15 protein-coding genes, 1 tRNA gene and 1 pseudogene are annotated in these 20,094 nt (G+C 60.8%); 7 read left to right on the plus strand and 10 right to left on the minus strand.

Going from position 1 to position 20,094, the window contains the following annotated elements; genetic code table 11:
- Nucleotides 1–38 precede the first annotated feature (38 nt).
- The 3 genes from rfaP to E4Q08_RS05780 are packed head-to-tail and all read right to left on the minus strand — an operon-like array spanning nucleotide 39 to nucleotide 2,904.
- On the minus strand, nucleotides 39–863 hold the full coding sequence (gene rfaP / locus E4Q08_RS05770) for a lipopolysaccharide core heptose(I) kinase RfaP (protein ID WP_034919063.1): 825 nt from the start codon (nucleotides 861–863) through the stop codon (nucleotides 39–41).
- The gene (locus E4Q08_RS05775) at nucleotides 860–1,987 is read right to left on the minus strand and encodes a glycosyltransferase family 4 protein (protein WP_169069674.1); all 1,128 of its coding nucleotides are present in this window, start codon (nucleotides 1,985–1,987) and stop codon (nucleotides 860–862) included. The genes rfaP and E4Q08_RS05775 overlap by 4 nt, the downstream gene beginning before the upstream one ends.
- A complete protein-coding gene (locus E4Q08_RS05780) occupies nucleotides 1,987–2,904 on the minus strand; it encodes a lysophospholipid acyltransferase family protein (protein ID WP_308240070.1) in 918 nt (305 codons plus the stop codon). The genes E4Q08_RS05775 and E4Q08_RS05780 overlap by 1 nt, the downstream gene beginning before the upstream one ends.
- A 226-nt stretch (nucleotides 2,905–3,130) precedes the next feature.
- On the opposite strand from E4Q08_RS05780, the gene metK reads away from it, so the two are divergent.
- Nucleotides 3,131–4,297: a methionine adenosyltransferase gene (gene metK / locus E4Q08_RS05785; RefSeq protein WP_169069676.1), complete on the plus strand. Its 1,167-nt coding sequence runs from the start codon at nucleotides 3,131–3,133 to the stop codon at nucleotides 4,295–4,297.
- A gap of 207 nt (nucleotides 4,298–4,504) precedes the next feature.
- On the opposite strand, the gene E4Q08_RS05790 is transcribed toward metK, so the two are convergent.
- From E4Q08_RS05790 to rnr, 4 genes are all read right to left on the minus strand, one after another.
- On the minus strand, nucleotides 4,505–5,218 hold the full coding sequence (locus tag E4Q08_RS05790; RefSeq protein ID WP_169069677.1) for a PEP-CTERM sorting domain-containing protein: 714 nt from the start codon (nucleotides 5,216–5,218) through the stop codon (nucleotides 4,505–4,507).
- Nucleotides 5,219–6,856: 1,638 nt separating this feature from the next.
- The gene (locus E4Q08_RS05795; RefSeq protein WP_034918707.1) at nucleotides 6,857–7,519 is read right to left on the minus strand and encodes a PEP-CTERM sorting domain-containing protein; all 663 of its coding nucleotides are present in this window, start codon (nucleotides 7,517–7,519) and stop codon (nucleotides 6,857–6,859) included.
- A 565-nt stretch (nucleotides 7,520–8,084) separates the two neighbouring features.
- Nucleotides 8,085–10,919, minus strand: coding sequence for an AMP-binding protein (locus E4Q08_RS05800; RefSeq protein ID WP_288129957.1), 2,835 nt, complete (start codon nucleotides 10,917–10,919; stop codon nucleotides 8,085–8,087).
- Nucleotides 10,920–10,947: 28 nt separating this feature from the next.
- Nucleotides 10,948–13,119 carry a ribonuclease R gene (rnr, locus tag E4Q08_RS05805; RefSeq protein WP_169069678.1) on the minus strand — a complete coding sequence of 724 codons (2,172 nt, stop codon included), beginning with the start codon at nucleotides 13,117–13,119 and terminating at the stop codon, nucleotides 10,948–10,950.
- 39 nt (nucleotides 13,120–13,158) lie between these two features.
- On the opposite strand from rnr, the gene E4Q08_RS05810 reads away from it, so the two are divergent.
- From E4Q08_RS05810 to E4Q08_RS05830, 5 genes are all read left to right on the plus strand, one after another.
- Nucleotides 13,159–13,245, plus strand: a tRNA-Leu gene (locus tag E4Q08_RS05810).
- A gap of 301 nt (nucleotides 13,246–13,546) precedes the next feature.
- Nucleotides 13,547–15,100, plus strand: coding sequence for an acyl-CoA carboxylase subunit beta (locus tag E4Q08_RS05815; RefSeq protein ID WP_169069679.1), 1,554 nt, complete (start codon nucleotides 13,547–13,549; stop codon nucleotides 15,098–15,100).
- A gap of 24 nt (nucleotides 15,101–15,124) precedes the next feature.
- Nucleotides 15,125–15,457, plus strand: a complete 333-nt coding sequence (locus E4Q08_RS05820; RefSeq protein ID WP_034919357.1) for a hypothetical protein — start codon at nucleotides 15,125–15,127, stop codon at nucleotides 15,455–15,457.
- Nucleotides 15,458–15,469: 12 nt separating this feature from the next.
- Entirely contained in the window at nucleotides 15,470–15,862 is a 393-nt protein-coding gene (locus tag E4Q08_RS05825; protein WP_034919360.1) for an acyl-CoA carboxylase biotin carboxyl carrier protein subunit, read from the plus strand.
- A 91-nt stretch (nucleotides 15,863–15,953) separates the two neighbouring features.
- Complete coding sequence (locus tag E4Q08_RS05830) at nucleotides 15,954–17,159, plus strand: sodium ion-translocating decarboxylase subunit beta (protein ID WP_169069680.1); 1,206 nt, start codon at nucleotides 15,954–15,956, stop codon at nucleotides 17,157–17,159.
- Between the two features lie 277 nt (nucleotides 17,160–17,436).
- Here E4Q08_RS05830 and phaR read toward each other — a convergent pair whose 3' ends face one another.
- Both phaR and phbB read right to left on the minus strand, forming a co-directional pair.
- Nucleotides 17,437–18,012, minus strand: coding sequence for a polyhydroxyalkanoate synthesis repressor PhaR (gene phaR / locus E4Q08_RS05835; RefSeq protein WP_169069681.1), 576 nt, complete (start codon nucleotides 18,010–18,012; stop codon nucleotides 17,437–17,439).
- 141 nt (nucleotides 18,013–18,153) lie between these two features.
- Nucleotides 18,154–18,897, minus strand: coding sequence for an acetoacetyl-CoA reductase (phbB, locus tag E4Q08_RS05840; protein WP_034919366.1), 744 nt, complete (start codon nucleotides 18,895–18,897; stop codon nucleotides 18,154–18,156).
- Between the two features lie 178 nt (nucleotides 18,898–19,075).
- On the opposite strand from phbB, the gene E4Q08_RS05845 reads away from it, so the two are divergent.
- Nucleotides 19,076–19,300: a hypothetical protein gene (locus E4Q08_RS05845; protein WP_169069682.1), complete on the plus strand. Its 225-nt coding sequence runs from the start codon at nucleotides 19,076–19,078 to the stop codon at nucleotides 19,298–19,300.
- Nucleotides 19,301–19,302: 2 nt separating this feature from the next.
- Here the strand turns inward: E4Q08_RS05845 and pgeF are convergent.
- Nucleotides 19,303–20,050, minus strand: a pseudogene (pgeF, locus tag E4Q08_RS05850) (peptidoglycan editing factor PgeF).
- Between the last annotated feature and the right edge of the window lie 44 nt (nucleotides 20,051–20,094).

The following is a 20,094-nucleotide window of genomic DNA, read 5'->3' on the forward strand; positions in this document are numbered from 1 at the left end:
GGCCGGCGGCGCCTACCCGGATTTCCGGCAGCAGTCGGTCATGTCATTTCTCCCGCCGCGGACTTGCGTGCAAAACGTGTCTGCAGGCGTTGCCTTTCGTTCGCCAGAGAAGCAAGTAGCGGCGCTTCCTCACGCAACAGCAGGCGTAGCGGCCGGGCAAAATACGCCGCCAGAAAGCGCAACAGGTCACGCTTGGTGAGACCGATGTCGAGTACCGAAAAATAGAGGGCGGCGAGATCCTTGTCGCGCCAGCGGCGTGGCGTCCTGGCCCGGATCTGGGCACGATGCAGGTCGATCAGCGACAATCGGAAGTGCTCTGGCGTCGGCGGCGGGTCGAGATGGAGCAGGAAATGACAGAGATAGAAGTCACGATGGTTGACGCCACCCTGGTGCATCCGCCTCGCCGCGTCGGCCACACGGCCGATCAGCGCACGCTTCAGGCGAACGGCGGGGGAATGCTTCACCCAGTCGAGACAGTAATCCTCGAGACTGACCGTCGGTGCCAGTTCCTCGGTGACGATGAACGAGCGTTGCCGTGCCGGATTGCAGCCGCAGCGGCCGAAGGCCACGGCGCGCATGCTGTCGATGCCGAGTTCCTGCAGCCGCCGGATCGCCCGCCATTCGTTCTGTGCACCGAGCACCGGCAAACGCAGCGAGAGGAGATTCTTGAAAATCTCTGCCCAACCGATGCCGCGATGGATCTTGACGAAATAAGTACGTCCCGCGACTTCGCTGCGCAAGGTGCGGCGCGCCTCCAGTTCGCGAAAGACCTGGCCTTCGAGCGCCTCGACGGCGACGAAAGGATCCTGCCCCTCCCAGAGCGTGCGAAAGGGTTCGTCGAGAAAGCACTCGTCCGTGTTCATTGCCGGTCTTTCAGGATCACCTCGGCCGCCCTTTCGGCATTGCTGTAGATGTCGGCATGCTCGGCAAAGGCCAGGCCATTCTGCTGCCAGCGCCGGCGCGCTGCTTCGTCACGGAGCATCCGCGTCAGTGATTGATCGAGGCACGCCTGTTCGAAAGGTTCGGGAACGACCAGACCAGCGTCGGCCTCGACCAGGTAATGCGCGTAACCACAGACGGCGGTGGTCAACACCGGCAGGCCGGCAACCAGCGCTTCGAGCAACACCGTGCCAGTGTTCTCGTGGTAGGCAGGGTGAATCAGCAGGTCGGCGCCGAGCAGAAAACGCAGGATGTCGCTGCGCCCGCGCAGGATGCTGACGCGCTCGGCAAGTCCGAGCGCGCGCGCCTGGCTGCAGAAGAGCCGGGCATCATCGTCGCCAATGGCGATCAGCCGGCAACGGCCGCGAAGCGCGGCCGGCAAGGCGGCAAGCGCTCTCAGGCTGCGATCCAGCCCCTTGGTCTTGAAACCGGAACCGATCTGCAGCAACAGCAGATCGCTCGCCTGCAGAGCAAACTCGTGGCGGAATTCGGCCCGGATTGCCGGGGCCTCGGCCGGTGCCCGCCGGTCTCTCGAGATGCCTGGTGGCAACAGGTGGAAGCGCGCATCGGGGGTACCGTAGTACTGCTGGAAGAGCGGCTTCTGCAGTGGCGAAATCAACAGAATCTCGGTTCGCCCAGGTGCTGCAAAAACCGCACGCTCGTACGCCGAGAAATGGCGGTAACGCGCCGAAATCCGGTACAGGGGATTGCGCAGCGAGCGCGTCCTGGCCTGGTCTTCATAACAGGGGTCGGCAGCAAAATAGACGTCGAGGCCCGGCATCTTGTTGAAGCCGACGACGCGGTCGGCCGGATGTTTCGCCAGATCGATCCCGACCCAGCGGCTGAACTTCGCATAGCGGCGCGGATTGGTCAATGCCCGGACCGGCACCAGGACCACCTCGAAACCGGCAGGAACGTCTCCGCGCCATTCCAGGGTGTACACCCGAACGAGGTTGCCGCGCGCCTGGCAGGTGAGCGCAATGCGCAGAAAATCCCGCTGCAGGCCGCCGAATGGAAAGTATTTGTACAGGCAGAAGGCAATCTGCATCAATCCCTGCCCGCGCCGCTGTGGCCCGCCGCGCGCTGCGGCGCTTCTTCGCCCGCGCCGGCCGGTGCCGCCTCCGGCGGTGCGGCACTGCCGCGGCGCCGCTTGTAGCGGTTGTAAGCCCAGAGATACTGCCCTGGGCACTGGCGAATCAGATGTTCGATCTCGTGGTTGATCTGTTGCGCACGCTCCTCGATGGTGCCGCGGATCGGCTGCGTCGGTTCCTGCAGGTGGAAATGGTAACCGGCCCCCCCGGGCAGACGTTCGGCCCAGACCATGATCACGCTGGCACCGCTCTCGACCAATCGCGCGGCCAGCGTCATTGTATAGGCAGATTTCCCGAAGAAATCGAGCCAGCGACCTTCGCCCGCTTTCGGCGCCTGGTCGGGCAGTATGCCGACCGCTTCGCCGCGTTTGAGCGCCTTCAGCAGACTGCGCACCCCGGACAGGTCGGCAGCCGCCAGGTGCAACTGGGCACGCGCGCGACCAGCTTCGATCATGGCCTGCAACCAGGCCTGCCGGGGTGGCCGGTACAGGACCGTGATCGGCGCATGCGTGGACAGGTATTGCGCGGTGATCTCGAAACAGCCGAGATGCGGCGTCAGATAGAGGATCCCTTTGCCGCGCCGGGAAGCGGCCTCGACCAGTTCCCAGCCCGATACCTCGACGACGCGAGCGGCCGTCTCGGCGAGCGGTCGCAGCCAGATTCGCGCCAGTTCGAGAGCGCCCTTGCCGGCTTCGCCGATGGCCCTTGGGCGCAGCCGCCGGGTCTCGTCTGCACCGAGTGCGAGCAGCATGTTCTCGCGCATGTGCCGGCGGTAGGTCGGCGACAACAGCCAGGTCAGCCAGCCGAGGAAAGCGCCGAGCGCATGCAGCCAGGCCAGCGGCAGGCGGCTGAGAAGACGGAACAGGAGGATCACGCGTGCGTCCGAATGTGAGGAAGTTGGCAGCAGGCGGTCAGAAAGCTTTGACCCGCCGAAACAAGTAAAACTATAATTATCCATCCGCCGAGTTAATCAGGACAACTTGCAGGGCGGAGGAAGCTGCGGAAGCGGCCACCAAATACTGCTAAAGCGTCGTCTGCTCGTACCCCGGAGCCGGCCACGCAGAGCCGTCTCGGGGTTTTTCATTTGGAGCAGACCTAGCGTGAGCAAAGAGTACCTTTTTACTTCGGAATCGGTTTCCGAAGGCCATCCGGATAAAGTTGCCGATCAGATTTCCGATGCCATCCTCGACGCCATTCTGGCCGACGATCCTCCGGCCCGGGTCGCCTGCGAAACCCTCGTGTCGACCGGCCTGGTCGTCATCTCGGGAGAAATCACCACCAAAGCCCACATCAATTATCGCGAAATCGCCCAGGACGCGGTTCGCCGCATCGGCTACGACAACTCCGAAATCGGCTTCGACTACAAAAGCTGCGCCATTCTGACAGCAATCAACCGCCAATCGCCGGATATCGCACAAGGGGTCAACGAGGGCCAGGGAATCGATCTCGACCAGGGCGCCGGCGACCAGGGGCTGATGTTTGGCTACGCCTGCAACGAAACCGTGTCATTGATGCCGCTACCGATCCATTACGCGCACCGCCTCATGCAGCGCCAGGCCGAGGTACGTCGCGACGGCCGCCTGCCGTGGCTGCGCCCGGACGCCAAGAGCCAGCTCACGGTTCGATATGTGGACGGCCGACCGCTGTCGATCGACACCATCGTCGTTTCCACGCAACATGATCCCGATGTCTCGCACGCCCAGATCTCGGAAGCCGTGATCGAGGAAGTCATCAAACCGGTCCTGCCGCCGGAACTCCTGACCAGCAAAACCCGCTATCTGGTCAACCCGACCGGCCGCTTCGTGGTGGGCGGCCCGCACGGCGACTGTGGTCTGACCGGCCGCAAGATCATCGTCGATACCTATGGCGGTGCTGCCCGGCATGGCGGCGGCGCCTTCTCGGGCAAGGATCCGTCGAAGGTCGATCGCTCGGCGGCCTATGCCGCGCGTTACGTGGCCAAGAACATCGTCGCAGCCGGTCTCGCCGAGCGCTGCGAAGTACAGGTCGCCTACGCGATCGGCGTTGCCCGGCCGGTGTCCTTGATGGTCAATACCTTCGGCACCGGCAAGGTCAGCGACGAAATCATCGTCGAACTGATCGGCAAGCACTTCGACCTGCGCCCAAAAGGAATCATCCAGTCCCTCAATCTATTGCGCCCGATCTACCGGAAAACCGCTGCCTACGGTCACTTTGGCCGCGAAGAACCCGAGTTCACCTGGGAGGCCATCGACAAAGCCGCGACGCTGCGCGCGGAAGCAGGCTTGTAGGCGGGACCGATGAGCCACCAAAGGCGACTGCTGTCGCCTTTTTTCCGCTAACGGTCATGACTTTTCCAGGCCCCCCCGAACCTGAAAACATGGCCGTTTTCCTCCTCCCTTGCAGGACGCATTCCGGCTGGAACTCCGGAACGCTCAATGGGCACGGCATCCTCGGTGAATGCCTCCTCTCGCTGCCCGACTGGAGGAAAACCGCCATCAGGCCTTGCGGCGGCGGTTGCAGCCAAAGGCAAGCAAGCCCAGGCCCACCAGGCCAAGGCTGACGGGTTCGGGTATCGGCGCCGCTGCGTCCGACTGGAGTCTGACTTTGTCGACCAACAGCGAAGATTCCCTGTTGGTATTCGCGCCTTGGAGAGCGGCGAAGCTCAGGGTATGGGAGCCCGCGCCAAGAGGAACGGTCCGGGTAATCCAGTCCGTTGCTCTCGTATAACCTGCAACTCCAGACCCGAATACAGTGCCAGTGCCGCCGGTATCACCGAGCGCAAGCGCAATTCCGTCCAGGACGAAAAACGAGAAGTCATTTGCGAGAGTGGTCTCATTTGTGGCGAAACGCCAATCGAATTGCAGGGTATCTCCTCCGGCACCAACAGTAAAGGTCTGCTGGATTGCACCTCCATTGATGAAGGCTGGTGTGTAACCCGCGGGAGACTTGATTGCCCGGAGAGCTGCATCCGAAACACCAACAAAGGCTTCGAGACCTGCGGCGTTGTTTGCCCCTCCAAACAGGGCAGTAACGCGGGCCGATTTGAATCCGTCTGTTGTCGTCCCGGAAGTCGGCGGATTGTCGAAAACCCCGGTGGAACCGAAGGTAGTCCAGCTGGTAAGTCCAGACTCGAAACTTCCATTGACGATGCCAGCAGATGCCTGGAGTGCGGTAGCCGCCAACAGGGCAGAAAGTAGTACACGTTTCATATGATGACCCCTATAAGTGTGAGATAACGTGATAGACAAACCAAGCCGCGGCCCGGACTGGGCTGAATTTGGGTGATCTGCGTGAGGTACGTGAGATCCAAGCACGTTGTGTGCCATAAACTAAAAATTTTAAAAGTCAATGAGTTACATGGATCACCATGGCCCCTGTTGTTTTTGGTGTAAAAAAATTCCGACACTTACTGATGCGTTGTTGCTCATCGTGCGTTTCGGATCGCCATGCTGGAAAAGCAAGCCCTCCCCATTCCAGCCGGCTGTGAACCAGTATAGGATACTGTGGAAGTAACGCAACATTGAATCCCGGTCCTGAAGCAGCACCGCCTCGAAGCGCTACCGTTAGGCAGCAATAGTCCCGGTGCCTGGGCTCTGGTCTCGCCATGCCCGGCTGGCGCAAAAGGATTGCTCGCAAGAGGTGCACGGGGGTGATCATGACGAGGACGCAAGGAGCCGTCATGAAATTGATTGATCGTGGGCTGCAGGAGTTGGCCGCTCAAGAAATAACGAGAGGTTCGGATCCCCGCTGGTTCAGAGGGGCCGGCGAGGACGCCAGCCATCACGACCTACGCCCCGACGATCAACTTCGTCTTGGAGGAGAGGATTGCGCCCGGCAACCGAGGGAATTGCATACCCGCACACGAGCTGGGTTCACCGTAGCGCTGGCCTCGGTCACAAGCTTGGTGATGGCGCCTTAGCCACGAAAAATCCCGCCTGGCCAGTACTGACTGAACATTCCGGACGCCACGCGCCGGCTCGGGTCACGGGCAAGCACCTATCCCCGGGCGTATTGAAAAAGGGAACTCGCCATTGGGTCCGCAAAACGAGTAGGTCCCGCCATTGTCCTTGACGTCATAAGGGTAAGAGTTGCTGCCATAGCTGTGAATGACCTTCGGAAGAATTCCGCGACTGGGACTGGCTGGTGAAATGGTCCAGGTGCCGACCGGTTCCCCCGGACCAGCCGGTCCCCACTCCAGGAGGCGGCCAGTGGTAGTACCAGTACTACCTTCATGGTGCTCCTGCCATTTGCACGAGGAACCGCTGCAGCCAGCTGGCGAGCAGACCGTTTTACCGGGCAGGTTAGACTTGAGCCATGTTTCGTTCTGGTAAGGTGGTGAGCAGACTGCCATTGCTTCCCCCGAAATCCAGGAAAGAACGACGATACTGGTGAGCATTGCACGCTTCATGACCGTTTCTCCTCATAGAATGATTAAGCATATCGGTGTCCACTTGTGGTGGGGTGACAAGTCGTGATGTCGCGATACTGCAGCCTGGCAGGTCTCGTGAAATGCGAAGGGCAAATTTCATGCCATGAAAAATTTGCATTGATTTATCCAGAACATACGATAAGAGCGATTGCTCGGTGCTGTCAATGTAAAATTTGCGACAAGAAATCCTGGGCAAATTCTTCCCAGAGACATGCGCGAAAACGGGTTTCGGGCCCGTTACACGCGTTTGTATCATGAGCAGTGTTCTATCGCCGGCTGGGAGCAAGGCAAATCTGTGGCAGCAGTGGGAGACCGCGATGGAACCGTGGATGCAGATTCGTTCACGGCCTATCCATTGACGCTGATGCTCGTCCTGCAACGGTGAGCGTAATGTATTCTTCAGTCGTAATGAGGCGAATCAGGTTTTCTGCTGCCTGCGTACGGCTCCCAGGCCAGCCAGACCTATGCCCAACAGTATCAGTGAGGCAGGTTCGGGAACGAGGGTACTGCCACTCTCATACACCAGCTGCACATAGGGCGACACGCCCGCGTAGCCGCCTGTGACTGGACTGCTAAAATTCGAAATATTCGCATTCTGCGAAATCTCGGTGATCGGGCCGTCAGTGAGGTTCTTGACAATCCACCGACCGGTCAGCGTCGAACCTATTCCGTCACCCAGAATGCCGACATCGTAGGTCTTGCCGGCCAGGAAAGTGAACGCGAACGGGTCGGTATACAGGAAGGTCTGGGTCGGGTTGTTCGAATAGAACTTCGTCTGACTGAACAGCAGGTTGCCGGTGCCGCCGAGCGCGCTGTCGAAGATCACGAACTTGATGTTCTGGTCGCCGCCAACGGCGGAAAACACGCCAAACTGGGTGATACTGACATTGGACGAGAATGAAAGAACCGCCGCATAGTTGTCACCGGAGCCGCGCTCTTCCGTAAAGCAAGTTTCCGTCGCGCATTGCGGTTCGCCCAGCGCCTGGCTGTCAAAGACGACGCCCGCGAAGGCTGGCACGCTAACGTACATCAGGGCGCCAAAGAGGGTGCTTGCCAATATTGACTTGCCGAATCTGATCATTGAAGTCTCCATGAAGTTGGTCAACCAAGGAAGAAGCCAGGACACACCGGCCTCTGTTCAGGGACGTGGTCTGCGCTTACGGTTTCCAAAGCACGTTTCATGCCACAACACTTTCGGACTCATATATCATTTTTCTTGGCATCGATTCAATGATCATATAAATCAAAATTTTACGATAAGCTTACGGGATTAAGCAGGGTTGGCATGAATCAGTTCAAGCGTCGATCATGTCATTGCTTTATATAAATTTTCTATCGCAATAAACTCATTTGTTATTGCCGGATCGCGCCGGATCGACTAGAGGGGGAGCGGCGGGACTCGGGAGAAAAATCGTTCGAACTGTAAAATTTATCGACAATGCGAGCGATGAACTTTGCGGGACGATTTCCAGTCTTTGCCTGTGCATTTGTCATGGGACATGACAAGCGCTGCTGCACATCTGCCATTTATTCTTTCAGAGATTTTCCGGCGCCACCGCCGAGGCCCTCTCGTGGCCATCTTGCCGGAGCAGGTCGATGCGCTGCTGGCCTGGGCCGTAGAGGCGATGTCGCGCCTGTACGGCTGCTCAACGCTCCAGGTCGTGCTCGCCGCAGAGCCGCAGCATTTCTTGCCGTGTTCTCTCCCGCAGGCGGACCGCTGCCGCCCAGTCGCTGCCGTCCGGCGAAAGCAGCGGCCCGAATTCAAAGCGCAACTGACCGTGGCGCGGCATCCAGGTCCGGTCCCGTAGAACCGCGCGCGTGCCGCGCAGACCGCTGATCAGCACCGGTACCCCGGCCCGCACGGCGGCGACGAAAGCACCCATGCGAAACGGCTTGAGCCCGGCTTCGCGCGAGAAGGTACCTTCCGGGAAAATCACCACCTTTTCCCCTCGCCCAAGGGCGGCGACGATGGCGTCGACATCTTCGAGGCTCCTGGCCGCTTCGAAGCGTTCGACAAACAAGGTGCCGAGCGCGCGCAGGAAAGCGTGGATCACCGGTTGCTCGACAAACTCGCGTTTGGCGACAAAGCGGTAGGCTTCGCTCGGCGGCAAGACGGCATACAGGATCAGCGCATCCAGATAGCTGCAGTGGTTGACCAGCAGCAGGTGCGGTCCCGCTGTCGGCTCTGCCGCCGTGGTGCTCGCGACCGGCATGCCGGCCAGCCGCAGGAAGAGGCGGGCGGCGTGATGGACGACGCGGCGTCCGATCGCCGGCGTACGCAAGACGATGACCAGCCCGAGCACCGGCACCGCGAGCAGCAGGAAGACGCTCCAGCACCAGACGCCATAGATTTTCCTGGCGAAACGCCCCGCCGATTCGCGCAGGCGCTCGCGCAGCGCCGCCAGAGCCAGCCGCAGCATCTGCTGCCTCAGCGGCGCAGCCCGGACACCGATCAAGCCACTTTCGAAGGCTTCTCGCGACGCGTTGCGCCGGATCTTGCCACTCGAAGTCTTGAGCACCGAATTCGGCGGCGCCAGCACGACCTCGTCGGCAGGCATGCCGATGGCCTCGACGGCCGCTGCGTGGATGCGCTGCCGCAACGCCTCGCGCAGCGCCGCGTCTTCTTCGCGGGTCTCGGCAAGAACGATCAGCCTTTCCGTGGCATTGACCGGATCGTTGCTGGCAAATACCGCGACACAGCCCCTGCGCACGCCGGGGAGGTTGCCTACCGCCTGTTCGAGCTCGTAAGGGTAGAGGTTGCGGCCGCCACGAATGATCAAGTCCTTGACCCGGCCGGTCAGATAGATTTCGCCTTCGACGGTATAGGCGAAATCCCCGGAGTCCAGCCAGCCGTCGCGAAACAGCGCTTGCGTCGCAAGTGGATTGCGGTAGTAACCCGCTGTCGCCGACGGCCCGCGAAACTGCAGGCAGCCGACGCGCCGATCCGGCAGTTCACAGCCCTGTTCGTCCACCACCCGGATCTCGTGCCGCGGCAGAACCCGGCCACAGGCTGGCACGCGCAGTGGGTCACCCTCGCCGTTGGCGACCGGCACAGCGCATTTTTGCTTGACCAGGGCTTCCCGCTCGATCACGTCGATGCGCGGGCCGCGTCCAAGCGGCGGGAAGGCCAGCCCGACCGAGCATTCGGCGAGGCCATATACCGGCGTGATCGCCTCGCCGCGCAGGCCATAGGGAGCGAAACGCTCGGCAAAGGCGGTTAGCGTCGCCGGGCTCACCGGTTCGGCGCCGTTCAGCGCCAGGCGCCAGGAAGACAGATCGAGCCCCTGAAGATCGGCGTCGGCAAGCTTGCGCGCGCACAGGTCGTAGGCGAAGTTGGGGGCCGGAGAAAGCGTGCCGCGATGCCGCGAGATGGCATGCAGCCAGCGCACCGGCCGCGACAGAAAAGCCAGCGGCGACATCAGTACCAGGCGCATGCCGAAATAGAGCGAGCCAAACCAGGCGCCGATCAATCCCATGTCATGATAGAGCGGCAGCCACGAAACGAAGACATCATCGCTGCTGGCCCCGATAGCCTCGCCCATGGCCCGCAGGTTGGCGAGCAGATTGGCGTGGCTGAGCATCACGCCCTTGGGGTCCCCCGTGCTGCCGGAGGTATATTGCAGAAAGGCGATATCCTCTGCAGCAGCGCGGTACAGCAGGGGGATCGGCTGATGGTCCAGTTCCGCGGGGGTCAGCACCTCGGTCAGCGTCGGCGCCTCGGCCCGCAGCAGTGCGGCTACCCCTTTCGCCTGCGGCACGGTGATGATGAATACCGCTTCGGCATTGGCGAGGATGCGTGCGTGCCGCCGCAGGTGATCCTCGATCTGCGCCAGTCGTGCCGGCGGATAGATCGGCACCGGAATGCCACCGGCAAGCATCACGCCGAAGAAGCTCGTCAGATAGTCGCGTCCAGTGGGCAGCATCAATGCCACCGCTTGCCGCGGCAACAGGCCCCTCGACACCAGCCCGGTGGCGACGCGGCGCGCCTGTTCGAGCATTTCGCCGTAGGACAGGCTTTCGGCACGAAACTCGCCCGGCTCGCCCCCGACATCGCCGTAGAGCAGCACGTGTGGACGTTGCGGATGGCGTTCGGCATGCCACTCGAGGACTTCGACCAGCGTCCTCGCCAGTTCGGGAACTCCGGTCGGGGTGCTGGCTGTCGCGGGTTCGACGGCCGCTGCGACCACACTTCCGACGCCGGCACGCGCAATGAATCGCAGCAGGTCCTGTGGCGTTTCGGCCTCGGCAAGCGCCCCTTCAGGCAGTGACTTGCCAAACTCGCTGCCCACCCGCAGCAGGAGTTCGACCCGCGCCAGGCTATCCAGTCCCAGATCCCGCTCGAGATGGCTGTGCAGGCTCACTCGCCCCAGGGTTCGCCCCGGGCGGGTCTCCTCGACCATTGCCGACACCACACCTAACAACCTCGCCGCAAGCTCAGGCAGTTCCTGCCCCTGCAGATCTTCCCGAAAATCTCCGCTCACGATCGCCACTTTCTGCCGCGGCTGCGGATCACGACGGCTCGGAGAGCACGAAATCGATTCGCCCGGTTTCCAGATCCGCCCTGACGAGCTTCACCTGCAAACGGTCACCGAGACGATAGCGGCGGCCGGTTCGCTCGCCGAGCATCTGGTGTTTGACGCTGTCGTACTGAAAATACTCCTCACCGAGTTCCGAAACATGCACCAGACCCTCGACATAGACCTCATCGAGCGCGACGAAAATCCCGAAGGGTACCACTGCGGCAATCGTTCCGGCAAAGCTCTCACCGATACGGTCGCGCATGTAGTAGCACTTCAGCCAGTTGCCGACATCGCGTGTCGCCTCGTCGGCGCGCCGCTCGGTCATCGAACAGTGCAGACCAATGTCGTCCCACTTGCCTGGCTGATAGTGCGTTCCCGCCAGCACCGCCTTGATCGAACGATGGATCAGCAGGTCCGGGTAGCGGCGGATCGGCGAAGTGAAATGGGTATAGTGCTCGTACGACAAGCCGAAATGTCCGACATTATCGGGGCTGTACATGGCCTGGCGCAGTGAGCGCAGCATCACCGTCTGCAGCAACTGGGCATCGGGGCGGTCCTTGATGCTCTCCAGCAATTCAGCATAATCCCTGGCAGTCGGATCGTCACCGCCGCCCAGGCCAATCCCGAATTCCTTGAGGAAGTTGCGCAGTGCCTCGAGTTTCTCCGCCGTCGGACCTTCATGAATCCGGTACAGGCACGGCTGCCGCCTGGCCTGAAGAAAGTCCGAAGCACAGACATTGGCGGCGAGCATGCACTCCTCGATCACACGGTGCGCGTCGTTGCGACGCACCGGAACAATGTTTTCGATCTTGCCCTGCGCGTTGAACAGCATCATCGTTTCGATGGTTTCGAAGTCAATCGCCCCGCGTTTGCCACGTGCCTCGACAAGCACCTTGAACAGTGCGTAGAGCGTCTGCAGATGCGGCTGCAGGCCACGATGGAAATCGTTCTCCGGCTGCGTCATGCCGGCCAGCCAGTTCCATACCTGATCATAGGTCAGCCGCGCCTGCGAGCGGAAAACCGCCGGATAGAACTGGTAATCGGTGATCTCGCCATGGCGGTCGATCCGCATGTCGCAAACCATCGCCAGGCGCTCGACGTCGGGATTCAGCGAACACAGGCCGTTGGAGAGCTTCTCCGGCAACATCGGAATGACCCGGCGAGGGAAATAGACCGAATTGCCGCGTTCCCGAGCCTCACGATCCAGCGCCGTGGCCGGCTGCACATAGTGACTGACGTCGGCAATCGCCACCACCAGTCGCCAGCCAGAACCCTGCTTCTCGGCGAAAACCGCGTCGTCGAAATCCCTCGCCGTTTCCCCGTCGATGGTTACCAGCGGCAGCGCCCGCAAGTCGGTACGACCTTGCCAATCAGCCGGGTCCAGGGTATCCGGCAACGCCGCAGCTTCTGCAAGCGCACTGCTTGAGAACTCGAACGGCAGTTCGTGCTTGCGCAGCGCGATCTCGATTTCCATTCCCGGGTCGGTGTAGTTGCCGAGTACCTCGACGATGCGCCCAATCGGCTTCGAATGCCGGCCGGGCTGCTCGATGATCTCGACCGTCACCACCTCGCCCGAACGGGCATGGATATTCCCGTTCGGCGCGACCAGGATGTCCTGGTTGATACGTTTGTTTTCGGGTACCACGACGGTGATCCCATGTTCCAGCAGGACGCGACCAACGACCCGGCTATTGGCCCGCTCCAGCACCTCGACGATGACGCCCTCACGGCGTCCACGGCGGTCGGTGCCGACGACACGCACCAGGGCGCGATCGCGATGCAGCACCTTGGACATTTGCCGGGCTTCGAGAGCCAGGTCATCGCTACCATCATCCGGCACCAGGAAGCCATACCCATCGGGATGTCCCTCGACGCGCCCGGCGATCAGACTGGCACGTTCCGGCAGGAGGTACGAAGCCTTGCGGTTGCGCAACAACTGCGCCTCGCGCTCCATCGCCCGCAAGCGGCGCTGAAACGGCTCGAACTCGGTTGTCTGGATGTCGAGCAGCGCACAAAGCTCGTCGAAACCCACTGGTTTGCCCTGCTCCTCGAGAATCTGCAGGATATATTCGCGCGAAGGCAAGGGTTGCTCGTAGTGTTTTAGTTCACGTTCCAGGTACGGATCGCGGCGTCGGATTGCCGACATGTTCATGATTGACATTTCCTCATGTTCCTATAGAATTCGGCTCTCGCTGGAATTGCCCAGGTGGCGAAATTGGTAGACGCGCTAGGTTCAGGTCCTAGTGGTGGCAACACCGTGGAGGTTCGATTCCTCTCTTGGGCACCAGGCACCCAATAAAAAGGCCCCGATTAGTCGGGGCCTTTTCTATTTCAGACGGCACCTCTTCTGCAAAGCGCCCGGCCAACGGCGGAAACAGATCCCGGCTGCTGCCCTTATTGTACGTCATCAGACACCGTCCTTTGCGGTGATCTGGAGTATGGTCGCGCTTCGACCAGCACGAACATTTTTTTTCTGGCACTAGCCAACACCCGCAAAAGTATGGATACTACGCTGCCGGAAGGTCGCCAGCAGCTCGCTGCTGCGAGAATGAGAATTAATCCAACTTAGCCACCTGTTAGGAATCCAGATGACGATACGACCGGAGTTGATCGATAAGCTGCGCGCGAGGCGCGCAAAACTGACTGAAAACGTCAGCCCAGAAAAGTTGGAAGCGCTGCACGCCAAGGGTTTGTTGTCGGCTCGCGAGCGGCTCGACACCCTGTTTGCCGAAGGTACTTTCCAGGAACTCGGTCTGCATGCCGAACACAGCGCAACCTCCTTCGGCATGGCCGGGCGGACCCTGCCCGCTGACGGCGTGATCGCTGGCAGCGGTTACGTAGGAAACACGCAGGTCGCTGCTTTCAGCCAGGATTTCAGCGTCGTTGCCGGCACGCTGGGCAAGATGCAGGCCAGAAAGATCACCCGCATCATGCGGCACGCCCTCAAGATCGGCGTGCCGGTGGTGGCCTTCAAGGATTCGGGCGGTGCCCGCATTCAGGAGGGTGTCGATGCACTTTCCGGCTATGGCGACGTGTTCTACGCCAATGTGCTGCTTTCCGGGGTGGTGCCACAGATCGCGGTGATCTGCGGTCCGTGTGCAGGTGGTGCAGCCTATTCGCCGGCATTGATGGACTTCGTGATCATGACCCGCAACAACGCGCATATGTTCCTCACCGGCCCCGAGGTAATCAAGGCAGTCACCGGCCGCGCGACGACGATGGCGGAAGTCGGCGGCGCCGAGATGCATGCCACGGTCAGCGGCAATGCCCACTTCATTGCGGAAGACGATCAGCATGCCATCGCGCTGGTCAAACAACTGCTTTCCTACCTGCCGGCCAACAACACCGAGGATCCGCCACACCATCTCGAAGTGCCGATCGACGAAATGGAAGACCCGGCGATCAACGACTGCATCCCGGACAGCCCGTCCGAACCGCTCGACATGTACGCGGTGATTCGCCGCGTCGTCGACCATGGCGAACTGATGGAGGTGCATGCCGGTTTTGCCCGCAACGTCGTCGTCGGCTTCGCCCGCATCAGCGGCGTCGTGGTTGGCATCGTCGCCAACCAGCCAATGGTGATGGCTGGCGCACTCGATCTCAATGCAGCCGACAAGGTGGCCCGCTTTGTGCGGACCTGCAACATCTTCAACGTCCCGCTGGTGACCCTGGTGGATGTTCCGGGTTTCCTGCCGGGAGTCGAGCAGGAACGCAGCGGCATCATCCGCCATGGCGCGAAGATGCTCTCTGCTTACGGATCGTGCACCGCACCGAAAATCACGGTGATCCTGCGCAAGGCTTACGGTGGCTCGTATCTCGCGATGTGCAGCCAGGAAATGGGAGCAGACATGGTTTTCGCCTGGCCAACGGCCGAGATCGCCGTGATGGGCGCCGAAGCTGCCGTCAAGATCCTCTATCGCAAGGAACTGGCGGAGGCAGAGGATCGCCAGGCCAAGGCCGCAGAACTGGCGCAGGAGTACCGGGACGAATTCGCGTCACCCTACGTTTCGGCCGGCAATTTCTACATCACGGACGTGATCGAACCACAGGATACGCGCTGGATGGTCGCCCTGGCGCTGCGCAAAATCCTCGACAAACGAGAACTCCGGCCGGCGAAGAAGCACGGCAACATCCCCATGTAATCGGCAACGGAAGGAAGACACCCCATGGTGACTGACGCCATTTTCAAGGCGCTGCAGGTCTACGGCATTTCCATCGTCATCTCGGTGCTGGTTGCCGTGCTGATCAAGGTAATGGTTTCTTTGACTGGCCGGATGGAAAAGACCAAACCCGTCGACATACCGATCGGAACCGTCTGCCCGATCGGACTCGGCGTACCCGACGAGGATGTCGCTGCGCTGTCGGCGGCGATCTTTGCCGCCATCGGGCCACACCACATTCTGCACATTGCACCAACCAGTCACGGCTGGGCAGCCGGTGCGCGTGCCACCCAACATTCATCACATACGCCGGGGCTTACGGGCCGAGGCCCCAGATAAAAGGAGCAAGACATGCCCAGACAATTCAAGGTTACTGTAAACGGACGCGAGTACGACGTCAGCGTGCTGGAACTCACTGCCGGCCAGTCCACGCACTCGCCCAACCCTGCCGCCGCTGTCCTTCCGGTGGCCGCAGCAGCTAGTGCCCCCAGCGCAGCCCCGGCGGCACCCAGAGGCACTGCTGCGGCTGGCGCCGGCGACGAGCTTGCCGGCATGGGCGGGGTAGTAGTCGAGGTTGACGTCAAGGTCGGCCAGACGGTTGCCGCCGGCGATCGGCTGCTGGTGCTCGAAGCGATGAAAATGAAGACGCCTGTCATGGCCAGCCGCGCGGGCCAGGTGACGCGTGTGCTGGTCGCGCCAGGTGATGCGGTCGAGGGCGGTCAGCCACTGGTGACCATCGCTTGATCTCGGCTAACAGGCAGGGGCGTGCTCCTGCCGTCTGCAATTCGATGCGCGGACGAAGAAATCCGGTCGTCTGGCGCGAGGACTGAAGCGTATGGAAGGCATTCATCTTCTCGATCTGTTCCAGGGCATTGCCACGCTGGCGGCCTCGGAGCCGAAAATCATGTTCGGGCGCATCTTCCTGATGCTGCTCGGCTTCTTTCTGATCTATCTGGGTTCCAAGAACGTCCTCGAACCCCTGTTAATGATCCCGATGGGGCTGGGCATGTCCTCGGTCAATGCCGGCGTCATGTTCCTCGAAGGCGGCAAGATGGGGACGCTGTTCGTCGATCCGTTGATCTCCGATCCGATCGATCTGATGAACATCATGCAGATCGACTGGCTGCAACCGATCTACACCCTGACCTTCAGCAACGGTCTGATCGCCTGTCTGGTATTCATGGGCATCGGCGTCCTGCTCGATGTCGGTTACGTGATGGCACGGCCCTTCCAGAGCATCTTCATCGCGCTGTTCGCCGAGTTGGGAACCATCGCCGTCTTCCCGATCGCCGTCTCGCTGGGCCTTAATCCGGGCCAGGCTGCAGCTGTCGCTACGATCGGCGGTGCTGACGGGCCGATGGTGCTGTTCACCTCACTGGTGTTGGCCAAGGATCTGTTCGTGCCGATCACCGTCGTTGGCTATCTCTATCTCGGCCTGACCTATGGTGCTTACCCATACCTGATCAAGTGGCTGGTACCGGAGCACATCCGCGGCATCAACATGGCTGCAGATCGCGGACCGAAGATCAGCCGCGCACAGAAACTCACCTTCGCGGTGGTCGCCTGTACGCTGCTGTGCCTGCTGTTTCCGGTTGCTGCTCCCTTGTTCTTTTCGCTGTTCGTCGGCGTCGCGGTTCGCGAAAGCGGCATCGACCCCTTTACCAAACTGCTAGGCGATGTATTTCTCTATGCGGCAACGTTCTTTCTCGGACTGACGCTGGGGATCCTTTGCGAAGCCAATACCCTGCTTGACCCGACGGTCCTGAAACTGTTGCTGCTGGGAATGCTGGCCTTGACGATCTCCGCTCTCGGCGGCCTCCTCGGCGGTTACATCCTGTATTTCTGGACGGGCGGGAAATACAATCCGATGATCGGCATTGCCGGGGTCAGTTGCGTCCCGACGACTGCCAAGGTCGTCCAGAAGATTGCTTCCAATGCCAACGCCGGAGCGATCATCCTGCCGCACGCCCTGGGAGCCAACATCAGTGGCGTGATCACTACGGCGATCATCGCGGCAACCTATGTAGCGCTGCTACGCTAACGGTCATGACTTTGCAAGACACCCGATGATGAAAGTCATGACCGTTTTCCTCTCCCCCAACCCCTTCCACGGCCCGCGCGGCATCGCGGGCCGGCTGCGGCGGCGCGGAGCGGTGCTCCGCGAAACCCCGCCTGCGCCCCCCGCGAGTGGGGAGGGGAGATTCGTGAGTCGCTGACGCGACTTTCACATTAACGGGATGGAATACGCCGGCTGCAAGGCCGGCGTAACTGCCCAGAAACCTCACGCTGGTACGGCGCGATCACCTCGGCTGCAGGACCTACTTCTCGGCGTCCTTCGTCTGCTTGACCGTATCCACCGGAAATCCCGGCAGCGGGATGCTGGTAAACAGGGTGCGGGTCTGGGATTTCAACTGGTCCTGCATCTGGTGCAGCATCTTCTTGCTCTGCTCCATGTAGGTGGCCATCATCGTCTGCATCGCCGGGCCCTGGAAGTTCATGAACTGCGACCACATGTCGTTCTGCATCTGGCTGCTGTTTTCACCATAGAGCTGTTGTGACTGGTCCTGCAGCTTCTTCTGAAAATCGACGAAGGACTTGATGTTCGTTTCCAGATACTTGCCGAGCATTCCCTGCATGGCGTGACCGTAGAAGCGAATCATCTGAGCCAGGAGATCCGTGGTAAACAAGGGGATGCCGGCCGCTTCCTCCTCGAGGATGATCTGCAGCAGGATGCTGCGCGTGATGTCCTCGCCGGTCTTGGCATCGAGCACATTGAAGTTTTCTTTCAATAACACGAGATCCTTCACGTCGCTCAAGGTGATGTACGCGCTGGTCTTGGTGTCGTAAAGACGACGGTTCGGGTATTTCTTGATCAGTCGCAGCTGTTCGGGCATGGCGACCCTTCCTCCATTTGCAGATGACTCGACGGGCGCTCTTTCGCGTCCTTTGATGCGGTGCAGCACAATTATACGCCTACCAAAAAAAAACAGGCTCCTATTGGAGCCTGTCCTGACTTTCCTGATCCAGGAAACTGTTTATTGATAGTACAAACCACCACAGATGTTCATCGTCGAACCAGTCATGAAGCCGGCGATGTCCGAAGCGAGATAGGCACATGCGCCACCGATTTCTTCCGGTTTGGCCAGACGCTTCATCGGAACCGTATCGATGATGCCCTGCAGGATCTCCGGCTTGATCGCCATCACCATCGGGGTGGCTACATAGCCAGGGCAGATGGCGTTGACCGTCACGCCCTTGGCCGCCAGTTCGGCAGCAAGCGCCTTGGTGAAACCAATCACGCCCGCTTTTGCAGCCGAGTAGTTGGTCTGGCCAGCCTGGCCCTTGAGACCGTTGAGCGAAGAGATGTTGATGATCCGGCCCCAACCACGTTCGGCCATCTTCGACGAGACCTGCTTGGTCATGTTGAAGAGGCTATTCAGGTTGGTTGAGATCACGGCATTCCACTGCGCCAGCTCCATCCGCGCGAACATCTTGTCACGGGTAATGCCGGCGTTATTGACCAGGATGTCGATCGGACCCGCCTTGGCTTCCGCCTCCGCAGTAAGGGCGACGCAGGAGTCGTAATCGGAGACGTCGCCGGCAACACAGATGAAGTCGTTGAAACCGGCTTCCGCCATGGCCTTTGTCCACTCTTCCGGCTTGTCAAACTCCGGATGGTAGGCGGCAACCACCTTGTGGCCGGCCTTGGCCAGTTCCTGGCAAATGGCCGTTCCGATCCCACCCATAGCACCTGTAACCAAAGCAACACGTTGCGTCATAGCTTTTTCCTTTCTTGTGGACGGTTGAAACAACACTCGAACTAGTGATTCTGCATTGCAGCATCGACGCTGTCAATGCCAAAGTACTTGCCATGCTGCCGCAGCCAGTCCCCTGCGCATCCACGTGCACCGGCTCTGGTCACCGACAGTCAAGCAAGCGGCAGCTTATAATGTGCTCATGCATATCGTCGTAATCGCCTGGCTATACGTGACCGTGTTGATGGCACTGACCGAGACCAGTGTCGTCGCCGGCATATTGACGCTCGTTTTCTATGGTCTGGCACCGACGACACTGCTGCTGTGGCTTTTCGGCGGCGCCGGTCGGCGGCGTCGTGCGGCACGGATGTCCAGAGAAGCAAGTCCCGCGAGCGATCGCACAGACCACGAGAAACCCGAGCACTGATTTTATTCGGATAGCCAGATCAGCGACGCCATGCGTCCAGTCACGCCGTCACGCCGATACGAAAAAAAAACGGCTTTCTTGACTGACCGTGCAGTATTCTCCGCCGTAGACGCCTTCGACACCCAGGCTCGCAAGACGCTGACGGGCCAGCCGATAAATATCGGCCAGCCAGCCACCAGACCTGTTAACCGGCTGCGGCAGTGGCTTGAAAGCGGCTGCCGCCTGCGCGTGCGCATCGACGAACGCAGCCCTCACCTCGCCGCCGACCTCGAAGGCCTGAGGACCGATGGCAGGCCCCAGATATGCGAGCAACTCTACGCCTGGCACCGCCATGGCGGCCACCGTTCTTTCCAGAATGCCGGCCTGCAGGCCGCGCCAACCGGCATGCGCGGCAGCAACGACGGTCCCGGCGCGGTCACAGAGCAGCACCGGCAGACAATCCGCAGTCATCACCACACAGACGACACCGACATTGCGCGCAAATGCGCCGTCGGCTACCCGGACTTGCGCGCTGCCTGCACCGGCGTCAAGCACTGTCGTGCCGTGCACCTGCTGCAGCCAGCAGGGTGTCGCCGGCAGACTCCGGCCAAGCCGTTGACGGTTGGCCGCTACCGCCAGAGGGTCATCACCCACGTGATCGCCGAGGTTGAGGCTGGCGTACGGTGCCCTGCTCACCCCACCCTGACGAGTCGTGATGAGGCTGCGTACACTCGCCGGTGCCGGCCAGTCAGGAATAATCCAGGCGGTCATGGGTTCAAGGTTCAAGCGCCAAGTCGCGAAGGTGGCCACGCATG

It is taken from the genome of Candidatus Accumulibacter contiguus (assembly GCF_012940005.1).
Lineage (GTDB): Bacteria > Pseudomonadota > Gammaproteobacteria > Burkholderiales > Rhodocyclaceae > Accumulibacter > Accumulibacter contiguus.